The sequence below is a fragment of the Dietzia sp. NPDC055340 genome (genome assembly GCF_053645335.1).
This window is the reverse complement of record NZ_JBSHML010000004.1, coordinates 99,922-118,393: the sequence shown is the minus strand read 5'-3', so window position 1 is coordinate 118,393 and position 18,472 is coordinate 99,922. Positions and strand designations below refer to the sequence as shown.

Here is an 18,472-nt window from a genome sequence, read left to right as displayed (position 1 = left end):
CTTCAGGGAGGACTGACCCGGCGCCCGGCCGGTCGGCGGCGCAGAGAGGTGATGTCGGGTGAACAGCCAGCGACGTGGTGTCGGGGTAATCGTGAGTGGCAGAACACGGGTGACGGTGGTACTCGCGGCGATCGTGAGCACCCTCGCGCTCGCGCTGTCCATGCTGCTGTCCGGGGCGGGGACCGCCTCGGCGCAGGAGACGGGGGAGCCGGCTCCCACACCGGGCATATTCGAGTTCTCCGCCGACGGGATCACGTGGTCTGAGGATCCGAGCGCCGTGCTGCCGCCGTTCAGCGGGGGGAACCTCTCCCCGGGCGCGGTGGTTGAACGCCACTACTACGTCCGCAACGCCGACTCGGTGCCCGGGACGTTCGAGACATTCATCGGTGACTGGTCCTCGTCCGCCAACTCGCTGTTCACCGTCCAGTCGGACTTCGGGGACGATGTCGGCGTGCGCTACACGTACTACGGGGAGGACTTCCTCGAGCACACCTACGGCCCGGCGGTCGAGGTGGGCACCGTGCTGAACTCGGTGGAACTGGCACCGCGGGAGCAGGTGCGGATCGTCGACAGCGTGGGGCTGCATCCCGATGCGGGCAGGGAGACCCAGGGGGCGCGTGTCCAGACGGCCATCGAGTGGCGGCTCACCGTGCCGGAGCCGCAGCCCGAGCCGGAGCCGGAGCCCGGCGAGTGCGAAGGCGGGATCCCCGTGAGCGGCCTGTTCAGTGCCGCGGGCAGTACGGGCGGCGAGTCGACCGGCAGCATGGCCGGCAGCGCGGCCGGGTCCACCGGCTCGGCCTCGCTGGACGGCGGGTGCACGGCCGAGTCGTGACCGCGGGGTGGTGACCGGGCGTGGCCGACGGTCAGCGGCGCAGGCGCGACGCCACTGACCGGATCATCCAGGCGAACGTGCCGGTCCACGCCGTGACCGCGACCCACATCCAGGCCTGACCGATCCAGGCGACGATGGGCAGCTGATCGGCGCGACCGAGGTACATTCCCGCCACTGCGTACATGCCCAGCGGGAAGACGATCGACCACCAGGTGGGCTCGAAGCGAAATGGCACGCCGCGCACGCGGTGCCGCCAGTAGCCGACCGCCACGAGGACCGGGATGAGCCAGGTGGCGAAGCACCAGAAGACCACCACGAGGCCGGCGACCAGGCCGCGTACGGCGTCGACCATCGGCGCGCTGGACATCTCCACGATGCGTGCCCCCGCGACCACGGTGATGGCCACCGCGCCCATCGACACCCAGTACGGCGGGTCGAGTTCCCCCGGGTCGAACGGGTAGACCATGAGCCGCAGCGACACGTAGACAGCGCAGGCCACGTAGAGGACGACGCCGACCGACCACGCGGCTACCGCGAGGATCGCGAGCGCGTCGCGGCCGGCCTCGAAGTGGGGTTCCAGGGTGGCCGCGCCGACCGCCACGGACTGGGCGGCCACCACCCAGATGAACCAGGTGCCGTTCGCCTCCGTCAGCACGGACCGCTCCGTGCGGGCCAGGACGGCGACCCAGGGGACGGAGTAGCCGAGGATCAGCCAGGCGAGGGTGGCGACGACCAGCAGGACCGCCGCCACGCCGAAGAGACCGTGGCCGGCGAGCCCGGCCGCGAGGACGTTGGTCCCGGCCACGAAGGTGAAGAACAGGAAGGCCTGGCGGGAGTCGTGGAGGTCGGCCGCGACCTCGGTGCGATAGGCGAGCAACCGCCACAGATTGAGTACGACGAGGACGACGTACTCGACCGCAGTGAGGACGAGCAGGATCAGGGACAGGGTGTGCCACCCGCGCAGATCCGCCCCGATCGCGACGATGCCCGTCGCCATGACCAGCGCGAAGTAGCCGGGGGACAGCCGCTCGGGGGTCGGGAGGCGGCGGCCGGGCGATGTCCTAGTGGCGTGCGGCACGGCTCGAACCCGACCGGGCACGGCCCTCGCCGACCTGTCGGCTCACGTCGCCGACGTCCTCGCGCATCCAGCCGCGGCGGTAGGGGCGGTTGCCGAACTGGCCCGACGGACGCGAGCGGTACACGACATAGGGCCGCCACAGGTACCCGACGGGCGCGGAGAACACGTGCACCAGACGGGTGAACGGCCAGATCGCGAACAGTAGGAACGCCAGGATCGCGTGGGCCTTGAACGTGAAGGGCGCGTCGGTCATGAGTACGGGGTCCGGGTGCAGCCAGAAGATGCCGCGGAACCAGACGGCCAGGTCGGCGCGGTAGTTGTAGCTGCTGAGAATGTTGCCGACGACCGTGTTGGCCAGTCCGAAGAGGATCGTCACGGTGAGGAAGAAGTACATCAGCTTGTCGTTGGCGGTGGTCGCGGAGAAGACGGGCCCCACCGTGCGACGACGGTAGATGAGGATCGCCAGTCCGACGAGCGTGCAGAACCCGGCGACGACCCCCAGCGACACCGCCATCCAGTGGTAGCCGGTCTCGGTGATGCCGATCGCGTGCGTCCACGATTCCGGGATCACCAGCCCGATGAAGTGGCCCGCGACCACGGCCAGGATGCCGAAGTGGAACAGGGGGCTCCCCCACCGCAACAGGCGGGACTCATAGAGCTGGCTCGAGCGGGTTGTCCACCCGAACTTGTCGTAGCGGTACCGCCACCAGTGGCCGACCACGAATATCGCCAGGCACACGTACGGCAGGACCACCCACAGGACGATGTCCAGGATCGTCGCGTCGACTGTGGTCGTCTCGGTCATGGCCGGGCCCCGCTTTCCAGGTAGGACGAGGAGGTGAACGCTTCGAGCCCGACCTCTTCGTCGGGCGGCCCCTGGGCGACGAGTCGGCGGACGGCATCGCGGTCGTCGCCGCCGATCGGCGGGAGCGTGCCCGAGACCGCCTCGAGGGCGCCGGCCCAGGCGGACCCCCGGTCGGTCAGGGAGATCCGGAGCAACTCCAGACCGGGGCGGTGCTGGACGAGCAGAGCCCGGCACCGGTCGAGATCGTGCTGGGCCCCGAACTCGAGGAGCACGCCCAGGTGGTCGGGCAGTTCCGCGGCGTCCAACCGGGCGCCGGCCGACTTGTAGGCCTCGACGAACTCCACCAGCGCCGTGCCGCGCTTGCGGGTGTCGCCGTAGCGGAAGTAGGTCAGGTACAGGCAGCAGCGACGACGCAGGTCGAACGTCTCGACGTACTCCTCCTGCGTCTCACCCAGCGGCGTCGACTCGAGGTGGTCGACCAGGCCGAGCAGCGGCCGTGCGACGTCCCCCCGGTCGTCGACCAGTTCGCGGATGAGCGGCAGCCGCTCGAGGAGCTCGGGGGTCGGGTAGTCCAACAGGAGCGAGACAGCCTGATAGAGCGAGCGGTCCTCCGGCGCCCCGCGGCCGACGGCCGGGGAGGAGCCGGGCATCACCGCCCTGCGGACCCGGGAGAACAGATCGGTACCGAAGCCGGTACCGGCGAGGAACTGCGACGCCACGGCTCAGCCCTTCCTTCCCGGGAAGAGGCCGCCGGTACCGAGGCCGTCCCAGTTGAGCAGGTTGACCCGCCGACCCTTGTCCGCGGGGGAGGCGATGGTGTCCGAGGTCTGGCGTTGCTTCAACGCGTGGAAACTCTCCACCGCGATGGGCAGCGCCTGGTCGCCCGAGCCCTCACCGAACGGGCCGGAATCGCCCATCATCCCGGGGCCGCCGTCGTAGTCGAGGCTGCAGTCGGTGACCAGCTCCTCGAGGGAATGCGCCTGCTCCTGGTGGGCGGTGGGGATGACGTACCGCTCGTCGTAGTGGGCCAGGGCCAGGAGGCGGTACATGTCGTACACGTCCTCCTCGCTCATGCCCACGGCCTCACAGATCTCGCCCCGCGGCTCGCGGCCGAGGTTGATGTCGCGCATGTAGGTGCGCATCGCGGCGAGTCGGTTGAGCACCGTCTGGATGGTGTCGACGTCCCCGGCGGTGAACAGCTCGGCGAGGTACTCCATGGGAATTCGCATCGTGTCGATCGCGCCGAACAGCGTGTCGGAGTCCTCCCCGTCGCCGCCGTCCGCGGCGACGCGGTCGACGATGGGCGACAGCGGCGGGACGTACCAGACCATCGGCATGGTCCGGTACTCCGGATGCAGCGGCAGGGCCACCTCGAACCGCGAGATGAGCTGCCAGATCGGTGAGCGCTGCGCGCCCTCGATCCAGTCCTCCGGGATGCCCGCCTCGCGGGCGGCCTCGATGACCTCGGGGTCGTTCGGGTCGAGGAAGCACTCGCGCTGGGCGGCCAGCAGGTCGTGCTCGTCCGGCACCGACGCCGCCGCGAGCACCCTGTCCGCGTCGTAGAGAACCAGGCCGATGTAGCGCAGCCGGCCGACGCAGGTCTCCGAGCACACGGTGGGGATGCCCACCTCGACGCGCGGGAAGCAGAACGTACATTTCTCGGCCTTGCCCGTGCGGTGGTTGAAGTACACCTTCTTGTACGGGCAGCCGGTCACGCACTGGCGCCAGCCGCGGCAGCGGTCCTGGTCCACCAGCACGATGCCGTCCTCGACGCGCTTGTACATCGCGCCGGACGGGCAGGAGGACACGCACGACGGGTTGAGGCAGTGCTCGCAGATCCGCGGCAGGTAGAACATGAAGGTCTCTTCGAACTCGGCCTTGATGTCCTCGCCCACCTTGGCCAGGATCGGGTCGTCCTTCATGTGGGTCGGCGACCCGCCCAGGTCGTCGTCCCAGTTGGCCGACCACGAGATCTTCATCGGCTCGCCGCTGATGAGCGAGTAGGGTCGCGCGACCGGGGTGTGCTCCTGGAGCGGGGACGAGACCAGCATGTCGTAGTCGTAGGTCCACGGCTCGTAGTAGTCGTCCAGCGACGGCATGGTGGGGCTCGAGAAGATCTCCAGCAGCTTCTTCATCCGCCCGCCGGCCTTGAGGCGCAGCCTGCCGCCCCGGCCCAGCTCCCAGCCGCCCTTCCACCGCTCCTGGTCCTCGTACGTCCGCGGATAGCCGAGACCGGGGCGGGTCTCGACGTTGTTCCACCACACGTACTCGGTGCCGGACCGGTTAGTCCAGGCCTGCTTACAGGTCACCGAACACGTGTGGCACCCGATGCATTTGTCCAGGTTCATCACCATGGACATCTGGGCCATGACGCGCATCAGTACTGCACCTCCTGCGAGCGACGGCGGATGACCGTCACCTCGTCGCGCTGGTTTCCGGTGGGGCCGATGTAGTTCCACGCGTAGTTGAAGTGGGCGTACCCGCCGATGAGATGGCTGGGTTTGATGAGGATCCGCGTGGCCGAGTTGTGGATGCCGCCGCGCTTACCGGAGGCCTCCGCGATCGGCACGTCGACCGTGCGGTCCTGGGCGTGGTGCATGTAGACGGTGCCGGACGGCATCCGGTGGGAGACGACGGCGCGGGCGACGACGACGCCGTTACGGTTGACCGCCTCCACCCAGTCGTTGTCGACCACCCCGATCAGCTCGGCGTCCTCCCTGCTCATCCAGATGGTCGGCCCACCGCGGGACAGGCTGAGCATGAGGAGGTTGTCCTGGTACTCCGAGTGGATGGACCACTTGTTGTGCGGGGTGAGGTAGCGGACCGTCAGTGCGGCGCCGGCGCCACCGGATCCGTCGGTGCTGCCGAGCACCGGCTCGCCGTACAGCTCGTGCATGTTGAGCGGCGGGCGGTAGACGGGGAGCTGCTCGCCCACCTCGGCCATCCAGTCGTGGTCCATGAAGAACTGCATGCGGCCGGTGAGCGTGTGCCACGGCTTGAGCCGTTCGACGTTGATGACGAACGCGCTGTATCGGCGGCCGCCGTGCTCGGAGCCGGACCACTCCGGGGAGGTGATGACCGGCTGCGGTCGGGACTGGGTGTCGGCGAAGGTGATGCGCTTGCCGGACTCACCGCGGGACAGATCGGCGAGCTCCCGGCCGGTGCGCGCCTCGAGCTGCTCGAAACCCTGGGTCGCGAGTCGCCCGTTGGTGGTACCGGACAGGGTGAGGATGGCCTCGCACATGCGGATGTCGGTGTCCAGGCGCGGGCGGCCCCGGCCGGCGCCCGTGCGGGTCTCGCCGTTGGCCTTGAGCAGGACGCCGATCTCCTCGTCCGGCTTGAGCAGCAATCCCTTGACCGGCATCCCCGCCTTCTCGGCGAGCGGCCCGAGGGAGCCGAACTTCTCGCCGATCAGCCGGTAGTCGCGTTCGACAGTGACGATCTTGGGGAAGTTCCGCCCCGGCACCGGCTCACACGAGCCGTCCTTCCAGTCGGACACCGTGCCGCCCGGGTTGGCCAGGGCGTCCGGGGTGTCGTGTGCCAACGGGACCGCCACGACGTCGGTGCGGGTGTCGAGGTGCCCGTGGCTCAACTCCGACACCTTCTCGGCGAGCAGCCGGAAGGTGTCGAAGTCCGTCCTGGTCTCCCACGGCGGGTCGATCGCGGCGTTGAACGAGTGCACGAACGGGTGCATGTCGGTCGAGGACAGGTCGTGCTTCTCGTACCAGGTGGCCGCCGGGAACACGAGGTCTGAGAAAAGCGTGGTGGAGGTCATCCGGAAGTCGAGCGTGGCGAGCAGGTCGAGCTTGCCGTCCTCCGCGTCCTCGCGCCACACCATGTCCCGACCCCGGTGCCCCTCCGGGGCCTGGTCGGCGCGCAGTGACGAGTCGGTGCCCAGCAGGTGCTGGAGGAAGTACTCGTCACCCTTGGCCGACGAACCGAGCAGGTTCGAGCGCCACACGGTGAGGACCTTGGGGGAGTTGCCGGGGCCGTCCGGGTCCTCGGCGGCGAAGCGCATCGACCCGTCCTTGATCCGGCCCACCACGTGCTCGGCCGCGGACACGCCCGCCTCGGCGACCTCGTCCCCCAGGTCGAGCGGGTTGGCCGAGAAGGTCGGGAAGGAGGGCATCCAGCCCAGTCGCGCCGACATCGCCACCAGATCCGGGGTGCTCATCCCGGTGAAGCGGTTCTCGCCGGTCGCGGAGGCGAGGGTGTCCGCGCCGTACGCGTCGTACTTCCACTGCCCGGTGTGCAGGTAGAAGAACGCGGTGGCGATCATCTGCCGCGGTGGCCGGGACCAGTCCAGACCCATCGCCACCTGCTGGAACCCGGTCAGCGGGCGGACCTTCTCCTGGCCCACGTAGTGCGCCCAGCCGCCGCCGTTGACGCCCTGCGTGCCCGTGAGGATCGTCAGCGCGAGGAACGCCCGGTAGATGAGGTCGGAGTGGAACCAGTGGTTGGTACCCGCCCCCATGAGGATCATCGAGCGCCCACCGGACTCCAGCGCGTTGCGGGCGAACTCCCGCCCGATCCGCTCGGCCTGCGCGGCCGGGACGCCGGTGTGCTCCTCCTGCCAGGCCGGTGTGTACGGCTGCGGGTCGTCGTACCCGGTCGGCCAATCGCCCGGCAGCCCCTCCCGGCCCACGCCGAACTGTGCCATCATCAGATCGAGGACGGTCGTGACGCGAAGGTCCGTGGGGTTGTCGTCGTCGTCGCGGCCCCTGATGGTCCGGTAGGGCACCCCACGGGTGATGGTGCCGGCGTCGCCGCGCGTGGTGTCGAAGCGCGGCAACGTGACCTCGGCGGTTCCCTCGAGCGTGTCCAGCAGGGACAGTGCCGGGTCGACCTCGCCGAGATCCAGGTTCCAGTCGCCCGCGCCCTGCTCGCCGAACCGGTGGCCCAGCGTGCCGTTCGGGACGACCGGCCGACCCGTGACCGCGTCGAGCAGGACGGTCTTGTTGGCCGCGTTCTCGCCCGGATCCTCCGCGAGCACGCCCGCACCGACCATGTCCGCGGTGACGAACTTGTGCGGCAGAACCGACCCGTCGGAGCGCGTGCGCAGCGTGACCAGGAACGGCAGGTCCGTGTACTGCTTGGCGTAGCGCTCGAACTCGGGCGTGCCCCGGCGGGCGTAGAACTCGGTGAGCACCACGTGGACCATCGCCATGGCCAGCGCGCCGTCGGTGCCCGGGTGCGGGTGCAGCCACTCGTCGGCGAACTTGGTGTTGTCCGCGTAGTCGGGCGAGACCACCACGACCTTCTGGCCCTTGTACCGGGCCTCGGTCATGAAGTGGGCGTCCGGGGTGCGGGTGACCGGGACGTTGGAACCCCACATCACGAGGTAGGAGGAGTTGAACCAGTCGGCGGACTCGGGGACGTCGGTCTGGTCGCCGAAGACCTGCGGTGAGGCCACCGGTAGGTCGGCGTACCAGTCGTAGAACGAGAGCATGGAGCCGCCGAACAACTCGATGAACCGCGAGCCCGCCCCGAACGAGGCCATGGACATCGCCGGGATCGGGGAGAAGCCCGCGACTCGGTCCGGGCCGGCGGTCTTCGCGGTGTACACGTGGGCGGCGGCTGCGATCTCGACGGCGTCCTCCCAGCGGCAGCGGACCAGGCCGCCCTTGCCGCGGGCACGCTTGTACCAGGCGGTCTTGGCGGTGTCGGAGACGATCGACCCCCAGGCGTCCACCGGGTCGGCGTGCTCGGCGCGCGCCGCCCGCCACAGCTCGAGCAGGCGACCGCGGATGTACGGGTAGCGCACCCGCGTGGGCGAGTAGGTGTACCAGGAGAAGGCGGCACCGCGCGGGCAGCCGCGGGGCTCGTATCCCGGCATGTCGTCACCGATGTCCGGGTAGTCGGTCTGCTGCGCCTCCCAGGTGATGATCCCCTCCTTGACGTACACCTTCCACGAGCACGAGCCCGTGCAGTTGACGCCGTGCGTGGAGCGGACCACCTTGTCGTGGCTCCAGCGGTCGCGGTAGAACACGTCCGCTTCGCGGCCGCCCTCGATCGTCACGGTGCGCAGATCGTCGGAGGCCGTGCCGCGGCGGAAGAACCGGCCGGCCTTGAGGATGGCCTCGGAGGCGGGGCCGTCCAGGCGGGGGTCTGTGCTGGTCATGCCGGAGTCCTTTCCGTGGCGGTGGACGCGCTGCGACTGTTGCGGAGGAACCACAGCCAGGTGAGCGCCGCGGTGATGACCGAGAGGGCGAACAGCAGCAGCAGGCCGGTGCGGTAGTTGCTGTCGGCGGTCCAGAAGTAGCCGAGCAGGAGCGGCGGGACGAACCCGCCGAGCCCGCCAACGGCGCCGACGATGCCCGTGACCGACCCGACCGAGGACGGCTCGACCAGTTCGGCGACCAGGGCGAACACCGCGCCGGAGGCGACGCCCAGCGAGGCGGCCATGACGAGGAACACGGCCGTGCCCACCGGGTAGAAGCTGCCGTCGTCGATCCCGATCAGGGGCATGCGCTCGGACGCGGCCGCGGCCATGAGGCCGGTGACGACGTAGCTGATGACCAGGACCCACCCGCCGTCGAACCGGTCCGCCAGAGCACCGCCGAGGGGGCGGCACGCCACGGCGACCACCACGAAGATCGCGGTGCGCAGCGCGGCGTCCTCGATGTCCAGTTCGTAGAAGTTGTGCAGGTAGGTCGGCAGGTACACCGAGAACGCCACGAACCCGCCGAAGCCCATCGCGTACATCCACGACAGTTTGAGCGTGACGGGCCGGGCGAGCGTCCTGGCGGCCTTGACCACCCAGTTGCCCTGGGCCGGTGCCCAGGCCGGTGAGTTCTGCAGCAGCATCCGGGCTGTCACGGCGTAGATCGCCAGCAGGACCGCCACCAGGATGAACGGGGCCTGGTCGCCGAAGGCGTCGCGGAGCCGCAGGGTGGTGAACGCCGCGACGGCGGTGCCGCCCATGCCGGCGCCGAAGATGCCGATCGCCGTGCCGCGCCGGTTCGGCGGGAACCACGAGTTGACGGTGGGGACGCCCACCGCGAAGGAGGTGCCGCCGATGCCGAGGAAGAAGCCGCCGATGAGCAGGACGATCAGGCTGTTGTCGACGAAGCCGACGAAGAGCGTGGGGATGATCGTCAACGCCGCGATGAGCGGGAACATCGTGCGGCCGCCGAGCCGGTCGGTCAGCGCGCCCACCGGGATCCGGCCGAGCGATCCCACCACCACGGGCAGCGCCACCACCAGGGACTGCTGGAACGAGGAGAGCCCCAGGTCTTCTTTGTAGGTGGCGCCGAGGGGGCCCATGAGCGCCCACGCCCAGAAGGTGAGCAGGAACCCGGCGAAACACAGTGCCAGGGCGAGGTTGGCCTTCGTGGGATCGATGGCGGGCGCGGCGGAGGGGTCGGAGGTCACGGGGTCGGAGCCTGAGGACACGGGCGGTCCTTTCACGTCAGAGTCTCGCGGGTCGGGCACGGACGACAGGGGAACGGGCCCGAATCCCGAGTGTGCGACAGTCCGTCACCGCGCCGTGGGCGGTTCGACGAATGTGGCGGGGTTCGTTACCGGGCAAATATTCGCCGCAGCAATGTTTTCATCGTCAACAGTGAGCGGCTCAGACGAGCCAGTCGTTGGGCGCGAACAGCTCGGCGTGGAGCCGATCCTCCGGGATGCCGGCCGCCAGGAAGGCCGGCCGTACCGCCTGTAGGAACCCGGCGGAGCCGCACAGGAAGACGTGCGCGTCGGCGGGCAGCGGCACCGCGGACAGGTCCATGAGCCCGTGGTGGACGGTGCCCGGGCCGGAAGCGGTGTCGGCACCGTCCTCGTACCAGGAGTGCACCTCGGCGTCGGCGAGCAGGGAGGCCTCGCCGGCGACCTCGCCCGCCAGGACGTGCTGGCCGGGGGAGCGGTCCGCGTGCAGGACGAGCACGCGACGCGAGGTCTCCTCCGCGGCGAGCTGGGCGAGAATGCCGAGCATCGGCGTGATGCCGATGCCGGCTGAGCACAGCACCACCGGGGCGGAGGCGGTCCCGGCGTCGGCCTGGTCCAGGACCAGGTCGCCGAACGGGAGCGTGACCTGCAGGGTGGTGCCGACCTCGGCCGTCGCGTGCAGCCAGCCGGAGACCTCGCCGGCGGGACAGCCGCCGGCGGTGGGGTCCACGCGGCGTACGCCGATCCGCCAGGTGCCGTCGCCGGAGGCGGTCGAGAGTGAGTACTGGCGCAGCTGGCGGGCGCCGTCGGGCAGCACCACGCCGACCGAGGTGTACTGGCCGGGGCGGAAGTCGGGGAGGCGTTCGCCGTCAGGCCCGGCGAGGGTGAAGACGGCGACCGAGTCCGTGACGTCCTCGCGGGCGACGACGGTGGCGGTCCGGAACACGTCACCCGGCTCGACCTGCGCCTCGGCGTACAGTCCCTTCTCGAAGTCGATGAGGACGGAGGCCATGATCCAGTAGACCTCGTCCCATGCCTCGGCGACCTCGGGGGTGACGGCGTCGCCGAGCACGCGGGCGATCGCGGCGAACAGGTTGTCGTGAACGATCTGGTACTGGTCCGGGGTGATACCCAGGCTCGCGTGCTTGTGTCCGATACGCGAGAGCAGGTCGACCGGGCTCTTGCCGTCCACGAGCATGGTGGCGAACGTGGCGATCGAGGCGGCCAGGGCGCGCTGCTGGGCGCCCAGTTTCTGATTGCCGCGGTTGAAGGTGTCGCGGATCAGTTCGGGGTGGTTGTCGAACATCGTCGTGTAGAACAGCGGCGTGATCTCGTCGATGTGGGCACCGATGACCGGCAGTGTCTCGCGGATGACCGGGACATTGTGCGGGGACAGCTCCCGGGGGTGGGCGAGGATCGACTCGAGGGAGATCAGTGACGTGGTCATGGCAGCCTTTCCGGACCGGCCCCTACGGGTGTGGAGGCGTTGAGTCCGAGCCTGCCAGAATCCGACTTCGATATGCGCATTCACGCTGTGTGAGTTCGAATACCCACCTGAACTGGATATTTGCGCTTTACGTACGTAGTGCAGAGGAACTGCACGTCAGGGCCGCTCCGCGACTGTCGGAGTGAATCTCGGCTCCAGGGTGAGCAGGATCTGCCGCGTGGGGGAGTGGACGATGTCGTTGACGGTGAGCGGATCGAGGGTGGCGAAGAAGGCCTCGCGGGCCTCGGCGAAGGCCCGGCGCAGTCGGCAGTTCCCGGCGAGCGGGCAGGGCTGCTCACCCTCGCAGTCGACCGCCTCGCCGGGGCCCTCGAGGATGCGGAGCAGGGCGCCCACGGAGTGGTTCCGCCCGACGTCGGTTATCCGTAGCCCTCCGCCGCGGCCTCGGCGCGAGGCGATGACCTCGAGATCCACCAGGCGCGAGACGATCTTGGCGACATGGCTGGGGGAGGCGTTGACCGAACCGGCGATGGCGCCCGCGGTCATCCGTTCGCCGTCCCGGTCGCCCACCGCGAGCAGCATGAGGGTGCGAAGCGCGAGGTCGGAGTGACGGGAGATGTTCACCCGTCCATGATCCCATAATGCGAATTTGCACAACGCATTTCGGGGGCGTCAGATCCAGTCGATCAGCTCGACCAGCTCGGAACCGGCCGCGGCCTCGGGGATCAGGGCCAGTGACGGCGCCCCCGCGAGGTCGGCGAGGTGCGCGGTACGGACCCGCTCGTCCACGGACCAGCCGCCGGAGCCGTCGGGTCGCGCGGGCAGGATCCGGGATCGGGTCGGGGCGGCCAGTCCCGCCAGGGCGGGGACGGGCGCGAGCACAGGCGTCCGCCGTCGATCCGTGAGGGCGTCGACCAGCGCGCGGCCGGTGCTGGCGGCAGCGCACACCGCGGCCAGCGGGTTGCCCGGCAGTCCCAGGAGCACGCCCCCACCGGGCAGGGCCGCCACGATCTGCGAGCCGCCGGGTCGGACCCGCACCCCGTCGAGCACGATCCGGGCGCCCGCCCGCTCGAGTGCCGGGCGCAGGTGGTCGGCCACCCCGCGGCCGGTGGCCCCGACGAGCACCAGCACCTCCCCGGCCGCGCGCGGCCGTTGCAGCAGCGCCTCGAATTCGGCCTCGGTGTCCGGACAGTGTTCCACCGCGGCGGTGGCGGGCCCGAAGCCGGCGCGCGCGAGCACCGCGCCGAGCAGCGGCCCGACGGTGTCGCGGATCCGCCCGTCGGGCAGCGGGGGCGGGGTGGTGGCGGGCAGCACCTCATCGCCGGTGGTCACGACCGTCGCCCGAACCGGCCCCCGCACCACGACCCCGGTCAGTCCCGACGACAGCGCCGCCGAGGCCAGCGCGGCGTCGAGCGTGGCGCCCTCCGGCGCGAGGGCGTGCCCGACCGGCCAGTCCTCGCCGACCGGCCGCAGGTCGTTGATCCCGTCGGCCGCGCCCAGGGCGGTGACCAGTGCCGGCCCGGCGCCCGGCGGCGAGACCTCGACCAACTCGTGGCGCAGCACCCGGTCGGTCCCGGCGGGGGCGAGCGCGCCGGTCGCGATCGGCGCCGCGCATCCGGGCTCCAGGGTCGCCGCGGAACCGTCGCCGGCCCGCCGCGCGGCCCCGGTCAGCCGCCAGGCGCCGGGCCCGGCCAGCGCGTACCCGTCCATCGCCGACACCCGCCCGCGCGGCATCGGATCGGCCGCGACCAGCGGCGCCGCCAGCACCGCGCCCACGGCGTCGAGCAGCGCCAGCCGGGCCGCCGGCACGGCATCCAGGCCCGCGGCCAGGACCGGGCCGACGTGCGCGAGCGCCACCGGCCCACGCCCGGCGAGGTCGGCCCACGTGTCGACGTCGAGTGCCTGGGCGCCGACGGGCACGTGGACGAACCCCGTGGCGACGGTATCGTCGTCGTCATACAGGGCGCGCACCGCTCGTCCGGCCGTGCCGCCCGTGGCCTCGAGTCGCGCCAGGCGCGCGGCGAGCGCGCGGCGGTCCCACGCGGCCAGGAGGTACTGCTCGTGACCGGCGGCGTCCACGCCGAGCGCGGCCGCCGCGCCCGACGTGCGCACGGCGTCGACGAGCGCGCGGAGGGTGCCGGCGTCGAGTTCGGGAAGGTCACAGGCCACGACGACGACGACGTCGACACCGTCCGGAAGGCACGCCAGTCCCGCGGCGATTCCCGCGACCGGTCCGGAATGGGGCGGGTCCTCGCGGGCGTCACCACCCGGTCCCACCGTGATGGCCGGCCCCGCGACGGCCCGGGCGGCGCCGAGCACGGTCTCGACCATCGGCCGACCGGCCACCGGGAGCCGGGCCTTGTCCACCCCGCCGAGCCGGCTGCCCCGGCCGCCGGTGAGGATGATCGCGCCGACGGTGCCCCTCACTGCAGGCTCTCCTGTCGCCGTTCTTCCGGGGTGGCCAGGCGATCGCGCAGAAAGTCGTCGACGAGTCGCTCGACATCCGTCTCGGTGAACGGGCGCAGGCCGATGATGCGGGCCAGCACCACGGGGCCGGCGAGTTGAGCCACGGCGAGGTCGCGGTCGCCGGGGGTGAGCGTGCCGTCGGCCTCCGCGGCGGAGAGGACCTCGTGGAGGGGTGCGGCGTAGGACTCGACCACGCTGCGGCGCAGCTCGCCCACCTCGTCGTCGTCGGAGGCACCGCGCCCCATGGCGAGCCAGCCGAGCATCGACTGCTGCATGGGCACGGTCTGGATGAGCCGGGTCAGGGCGGCGCACAGGTGGACCAGCTGCCCGCGCACCGACAGGTCCGCCGGCGGCGGCTCCGGGGTGGGTAGCAGGCGCCGGAACGCCGCGGCGATGAGCGAGTCCGTCGAGGGGAAGTTGCGGTACAGCGTGGTCCGCGCCACGCCCGACAGGCGCGTGACCGCCTCCACCGTCACCGCCGCCGCGCCCCCGGAGACGAGGAGGTCCGCGGCGGCGTCCAGTAACTTGCCGCGCGAGCGGGCGCGGCGAGGATCGATGGGCGAGGGCATGGTGTCCATTGTGGCCCGCCGCGTCGGTCGGCTCGTGCGTTACGGTGTACGGAAGGAAGCGATACCGTTGGTAGCGTTTCTCGCGATGACCCCGGGAGGGCCCGTGCTCGAACTGTCCGCAGGACGGCGGCGTTGGCTGCTGTTCGTCAGCCTGGTCGCGGTCTCGATCGTCGTGGCCACGATGTCCGCGCTCTACACCTCGCTGCCCGACATCGCGGTGGCGATCGGCGCCACCCAGGCCGAGCTCACCTGGATCGTCGACTCCTACACGCTCGCCCTGGCCGCACTCGTTCTCACCGCCGGCGCCCTCGGCGACCGATTCGGGCGCCGCGCCACCCTCATCGCGGGGCTCGCCCTGTTCACGGTCTCCTCCGCGCTGCCACTCCTGCTCGACTCGCCCACCTGGCTCATCGTCCTGCGCGGCGTCGCCGGGCTGGGCGCCGCGTTCGTCATGCCGTCCACGTTGTCGCTGCTCACGGCCAGTTTCCCGCCCGAGCAGCGCGGGATGGCCGTCGGCATGTGGGCGGGCTTCGCCGGGATCGGCGGCATCGTGGGTCTCGTCGGCTCCGGGCTGATGCTGCAGGTGTGGTCCTGGAAGTCGATCTTCCTCGTCTATTCCGTGATCGGCCTCCTGGTGTTGCTCGCCGCGTTCACGATCGGGGAGTCCGTCGCGGCCAGGCACGGTCGGCCCGACGTCGCGGGCGCGATCTTCTCGGCCCTGGCCGTGGGCGGTGTGGTCTTCTGGCTCATCGAGGGCGCGCAGACCGGCTTCGGCGAGCCCTTCGTCGTGGTGGCCCTCGTCGTGGCCGTGGTGAGCCTCGTCGCGTTCATCGGCGTCGAGCTGCGCGCCTCGGACCCGCTCCTCGACGTGCGCTATTTCCGGCGCCGCGGCTTCTCCACCGGGTCGGTCTCGGTGGCGCTGCAGTTCCTGGTGATCTTCGGGTTCTTCCTGCTCATCGTTCAGTTCCTCCAGCTGGTACAGGGCTACGACGCGCTCGGCGCCTCGATGGCCCTGGCGCCCATGGTGGTGCCCGTGATGGTGCTGTCGGTCATCGCGCCCAGGATCACCGACGTCGTGGGTTTGCGCGTGGTGTCCGTGGTGGGTGTCGGCGGGATCGCCGTGGGCATGCTCCTGCTCTCGAGGCTCACCGTGGACTCCGGGTACTGGGATGTCCTGTGGCCGCTGTGCATCGCCGCAGCCGGGCTCGGGCTGTCCACCGCGCCCGCGACCTCGGCCATCGTCTCGGACATCCCCGCTGACGAGCAGGGTGTCGCGGCGGCCGTGAACGACGCGATGCGGGAGATCGGCGCGGCGATCGGCATCGCGATCGGCGGCAGCATTCTCGCCGGGCGGTATGCCTCCGACATCGTGGAGGTGCTGCCCGGCGTGCCCGAGGCGGGCCGGCCGGCGGTGGAGGGCTCGTTCGCCGGGGCCATCGAGTTCGGCAACGCAGCCGGGCCCGCCGCCCGGCCGATCGTGGACGCCGCCGCGGAGATCTTCGCTGCCGGCATCTCCGATTCGCTGGTCGCGCTGGGGCTGGTCGCGGCGGGGGCGGCGGTCCTGCTGCTGTTCGTGGCCCCGGGCCGCGGTTACGTGCCGCAGGGTGACGTGCGGCGGGCCGGTGTCGACGCGGCGGCTGGTTCCGCGTCGGATCAGTTGTAGTTCGCGTTGTTGGAGGTCGGGTTCTCGATGGTGATCGGCGTCGTGAGTAGCGGCCTCACGACGCCCGGCGGGTGCAGGTCAGAGAGATGCGGAGGTCGTCAGTCGTGGATGCGCTCGGGGTGGGCGTAGACGGTCGCCCGGTCGTCGCGGCTGAAGCCGGCGAGCGTCACGCGCGCGTCGACCGCGAGATCCACCGCGAGCGACGAGGGCGCGCTGACCGCGGACAGTACGGGAATCCCCGCCATCGACGCCTTCTGTACGAGTTCGAACGACGCCCGGCCGGACACCTGGAGGACGGTGTCGCCGAGCGGGAGTCGATCCTCTCGGAGGGCCCAGCCGACCACCTTGTCGACCGCGTTGTGTCGACCCACATCCTCGCGTAGGCAGAGCAGCTCCCCGTCCGGGGTGAACAGTCCGGCCGCGTGTACCCCGCCGGTCCTGTCGAAGACACGCTGGTGCTCGCGGAGCCGCCGGGGCAGGGACAACAGAACCTCGGCCGCGACGAGCGGCTCGACCGGGCCGAGAGGAAAGTGCGTGGTGCGGCGGACCTCGTCGATCGAGTCCACGCCGCAGACCCCGCACGCGCTGGTCATGGTGGTGGTTCGCGCCGACCTGGGCTCGGGGACGTCGGGCGAGACGGTCAGCGAGAGCGTGTTGTAGTCCTGCTCGGAGCGCCCGCTGACGGTGGTGCAGTACTGGATCGTGGGCAGGTGCTCGCGATCCCAGATGGCGCCCTCGGAGACCAGGAGGCCGGCGGCCAGATCCATGTCGTCGCCCGGGGTCCGCATCGTGACGACGAAGGGCGCACCGCCGACACGGATCTCGAGCGGCTCCTCGACAGCGAGGGTCGCCACCTCTCGCCTGGTGTCAGCCCCGGCGATGATCCTCAGCGCGGGGTGACGAGTCGTCCGCCGTCCCATAGTCGGCCAGCCTAGCCGTCACCGCCGACCCCTTTCCCAGGTATAGCGCCGTGAGGGCCACCGCGACCAGCCAGATCAGCGGATACACGTTGGTGATCGTGGAGAAGACCACCGACGGGATATCGCCGCCGAGCATGAACAGGCCCATCCCCACCCAGCGGTCGTCGGGGAAGTTGGTGTCCGGGAAACTCTGGACCCAGTTGGCTCCCGCCGCCCACACCAGCGGCGGCAGGAGCCACACGTACCAGCGACCGGCCGAGATCGCGTAGTGCAGCGTCAAGACGAGCAGCGGGACAAGCCAGACCCAGTGGTGACCCCAGGTGAAGGGCGAGACCATGGTCATGGTCATCCCCGCCAGCGTCAGCCCGAGGAGTTGATGCCCGGCGCGATGCGCCAACGCCGCGACCGTCAGACCGACGACCGCCACGAGAACGGCGCCGATCAACCAGACCCAGGTGGGGGCCATCTCCAGCCCGGCGAGACGGGCGATGGCCCCGCGCACAGACTGGTTGGCGACCAGGGAGTCCTGCCCTATCCGTTGCGAATCGAGCAGGGTCCCCGACCAGTATCGGATGGCATCACGGGGGATGACCAGAAAGCCGAGCGCCACGGTGCCGAGGAACGTGAGCCCGGAGACCGCGGCCATCCGCCACCGGCCGGTGAGCACCCAGTGAGCCCAGAAGAACGCCGGGGTGAGCTTGATGCCGGCGGCGATCCCCGAGCCGATGCCCGCCCAGCGGCGACCGGACCGCGAGGCGAGCTGGTCCGCCAGCACCAGCACCAGGAGCAGGACGTTGATCTGGCCGAGCCACACGGTGGTGCGCACCGGCTCCAGCGAGAGCGAGATCAGGGTCAGGCACACCGCGACCTGCACGGTCACGCGGTCGGACCGGTAGCCCAGGGTGCGCAGGCACATGCGGATCGCGAGATAGAGGAGCCCCACCGTCAATGCGGTCCAGCCGGCTTCCATCAGGCCGGGCGTTACCTGGGTCAGCGGGGTGAACAGCAGGGCCGAGAACGGCGGATACGTGAACGGCATCGGGGCGTAGAACCGCCCCGAGTCGGCGCCGGTCAGCAGCCCCTCGTACAGCGGGATCGCCCCGAGGACCGCCTGCCCGCCCCACCGGTAGACGTTGACATCGAGCAGGTTGCCGTAGATGCCCCACCACGGCGTCCGTTCATCCGGGAAGCGAAGCACCATGAAGACCGAGGACAGCGCCAGGATCGCCAGCGGCCCCCGGAGCCACACGGTGGTGGGTAACGAGCGCATCGGGGCTGAGCTTAGACCCGGACGGGCAGCGGTTCG

At 70.7% G+C, this 18,472-nt stretch carries 14 protein-coding genes; 2 read left to right on the top strand and 12 right to left on the bottom strand.

Going from position 1 to position 18,472, the window contains the following annotated elements:
- Positions 1 to 91 precede the first annotated feature (91 nt).
- Complete coding sequence (locus ACWIFB_RS03940; RefSeq protein WP_452099739.1) at positions 92 to 832, top strand: hypothetical protein; 741 nt, start codon at positions 92 to 94, stop codon at positions 830 to 832.
- Positions 833 to 863: 31 nt separating this feature from the next.
- Here ACWIFB_RS03940 and ACWIFB_RS03935 read toward each other — a convergent pair whose 3' ends face one another.
- The 10 genes from ACWIFB_RS03935 to ACWIFB_RS03890 form a co-directional block, all read right to left on the bottom strand.
- Positions 864 to 1,910, bottom strand: coding sequence for a tellurite resistance/C4-dicarboxylate transporter family protein (locus tag ACWIFB_RS03935; RefSeq protein WP_454057375.1), 1,047 nt, complete (start codon positions 1,908 to 1,910; stop codon positions 864 to 866).
- On the bottom strand, positions 1,894 to 2,715 hold the full coding sequence (narI, locus tag ACWIFB_RS03930; RefSeq protein WP_230930907.1) for a respiratory nitrate reductase subunit gamma: 822 nt from the start codon (positions 2,713 to 2,715) through the stop codon (positions 1,894 to 1,896). Before narI ends, ACWIFB_RS03935 begins: the two co-directional genes overlap by 17 nt.
- The gene (narJ, locus tag ACWIFB_RS03925; RefSeq protein WP_452099741.1) at positions 2,712 to 3,434 is read right to left on the bottom strand and encodes a nitrate reductase molybdenum cofactor assembly chaperone; all 723 of its coding nucleotides are present in this window, start codon (positions 3,432 to 3,434) and stop codon (positions 2,712 to 2,714) included. The genes narI and narJ overlap by 4 nt, the downstream gene beginning before the upstream one ends.
- Positions 3,435 to 3,437: 3 nt before the next feature.
- Positions 3,438 to 5,093 (bottom strand): nitrate reductase subunit beta, encoded by a 1,656-nt coding sequence (gene narH, locus ACWIFB_RS03920; protein ID WP_452099742.1) that lies wholly within the window; start codon positions 5,091 to 5,093, stop codon positions 3,438 to 3,440.
- Complete coding sequence (locus tag ACWIFB_RS03915) at positions 5,093 to 8,836, bottom strand: nitrate reductase subunit alpha (protein ID WP_454057374.1); 3,744 nt, start codon at positions 8,834 to 8,836, stop codon at positions 5,093 to 5,095. Before ACWIFB_RS03915 ends, narH begins: the two co-directional genes overlap by 1 nt.
- Positions 8,833 to 10,110, bottom strand: a complete 1,278-nt coding sequence (locus ACWIFB_RS03910; RefSeq protein WP_454057373.1) for an MFS transporter — start codon at positions 10,108 to 10,110, stop codon at positions 8,833 to 8,835. The genes ACWIFB_RS03915 and ACWIFB_RS03910 overlap by 4 nt, the downstream gene beginning before the upstream one ends.
- A gap of 178 nt (positions 10,111 to 10,288) precedes the next feature.
- Positions 10,289 to 11,551 carry a globin domain-containing protein gene (locus ACWIFB_RS03905; protein ID WP_454057372.1) on the bottom strand — a complete coding sequence of 421 codons (1,263 nt, stop codon included), beginning with the start codon at positions 11,549 to 11,551 and terminating at the stop codon, positions 10,289 to 10,291.
- Between the two features lie 156 nt (positions 11,552 to 11,707).
- A complete protein-coding gene (locus tag ACWIFB_RS03900) occupies positions 11,708 to 12,172 on the bottom strand; it encodes an RrF2 family transcriptional regulator (protein ID WP_452099746.1) in 465 nt (154 codons plus the stop codon).
- A gap of 48 nt (positions 12,173 to 12,220) precedes the next feature.
- Positions 12,221 to 13,975 carry an NTP transferase domain-containing protein gene (locus ACWIFB_RS03895; protein WP_454057371.1) on the bottom strand — a complete coding sequence of 585 codons (1,755 nt, stop codon included), beginning with the start codon at positions 13,973 to 13,975 and terminating at the stop codon, positions 12,221 to 12,223.
- Positions 13,972 to 14,583 carry a TetR/AcrR family transcriptional regulator gene (locus tag ACWIFB_RS03890; protein WP_454057370.1) on the bottom strand — a complete coding sequence of 204 codons (612 nt, stop codon included), beginning with the start codon at positions 14,581 to 14,583 and terminating at the stop codon, positions 13,972 to 13,974. Before ACWIFB_RS03890 ends, ACWIFB_RS03895 begins: the two co-directional genes overlap by 4 nt.
- A gap of 85 nt (positions 14,584 to 14,668) precedes the next feature.
- Here ACWIFB_RS03890 and ACWIFB_RS03885 point away from each other — a divergent pair, with 85 nt between their 5' ends.
- Complete coding sequence (locus tag ACWIFB_RS03885; protein ID WP_452099749.1) at positions 14,669 to 16,246, top strand: MFS transporter; 1,578 nt, start codon at positions 14,669 to 14,671, stop codon at positions 16,244 to 16,246.
- Between the two features lie 98 nt (positions 16,247 to 16,344).
- Here the strand turns inward: ACWIFB_RS03885 and fdhD are convergent, their stop codons facing one another.
- Together fdhD and ACWIFB_RS03875 are read right to left on the bottom strand one after the other, a co-directional pair.
- Entirely contained in the window at positions 16,345 to 17,166 is an 822-nt protein-coding gene (fdhD, locus tag ACWIFB_RS03880; protein WP_452099753.1) for a formate dehydrogenase accessory sulfurtransferase FdhD, read from the bottom strand.
- Positions 17,114 to 18,436 (bottom strand): glycosyltransferase 87 family protein, encoded by a 1,323-nt coding sequence (locus tag ACWIFB_RS03875; protein WP_452099754.1) that lies wholly within the window; start codon positions 18,434 to 18,436, stop codon positions 17,114 to 17,116. The genes fdhD and ACWIFB_RS03875 overlap by 53 nt, the downstream gene beginning before the upstream one ends.
- Positions 18,437 to 18,472: the final 36 nt, after the last annotated feature.

What these genes read in the sequence shown, in the direction of transcription:
- narI (WP_230930907.1), bottom strand. Translation starts at nt 2,715, where the DNA reads ATGACCGAGACGACCACAGTCGACGCGACGATCCTGGACATCGTCCTG.
- narH (WP_452099742.1), bottom strand. Translation starts at nt 5,093, where the DNA reads ATGCGCGTCATGGCCCAGATGTCCATGGTGATGAACCTGGACAAATGC.
- ACWIFB_RS03915 (WP_454057374.1), bottom strand. Translation starts at nt 8,836, where the DNA reads ATGACCAGCACAGACCCCCGCCTGGACGGCCCCGCCTCCGAGGCCATC.
- ACWIFB_RS03905 (WP_454057372.1), bottom strand. Translation starts at nt 11,551, where the DNA reads ATGACCACGTCACTGATCTCCCTCGAGTCGATCCTCGCCCACCCCCGG.
- ACWIFB_RS03890 (WP_454057370.1), bottom strand. Translation starts at nt 14,583, where the DNA reads ATGCCCTCGCCCATCGATCCTCGCCGCGCCCGCTCGCGCGGCAAGTTA.
- ACWIFB_RS03885 (WP_452099749.1), top strand. Translation starts at nt 14,669, where the DNA reads ATGACCCCGGGAGGGCCCGTGCTCGAACTGTCCGCAGGACGGCGGCGT.
- fdhD (WP_452099753.1), bottom strand. Translation starts at nt 17,166, where the DNA reads ATGGGACGGCGGACGACTCGTCACCCCGCGCTGAGGATCATCGCCGGG.
- ACWIFB_RS03875 (WP_452099754.1), bottom strand. Translation starts at nt 18,436, where the DNA reads ATGCGCTCGTTACCCACCACCGTGTGGCTCCGGGGGCCGCTGGCGATC.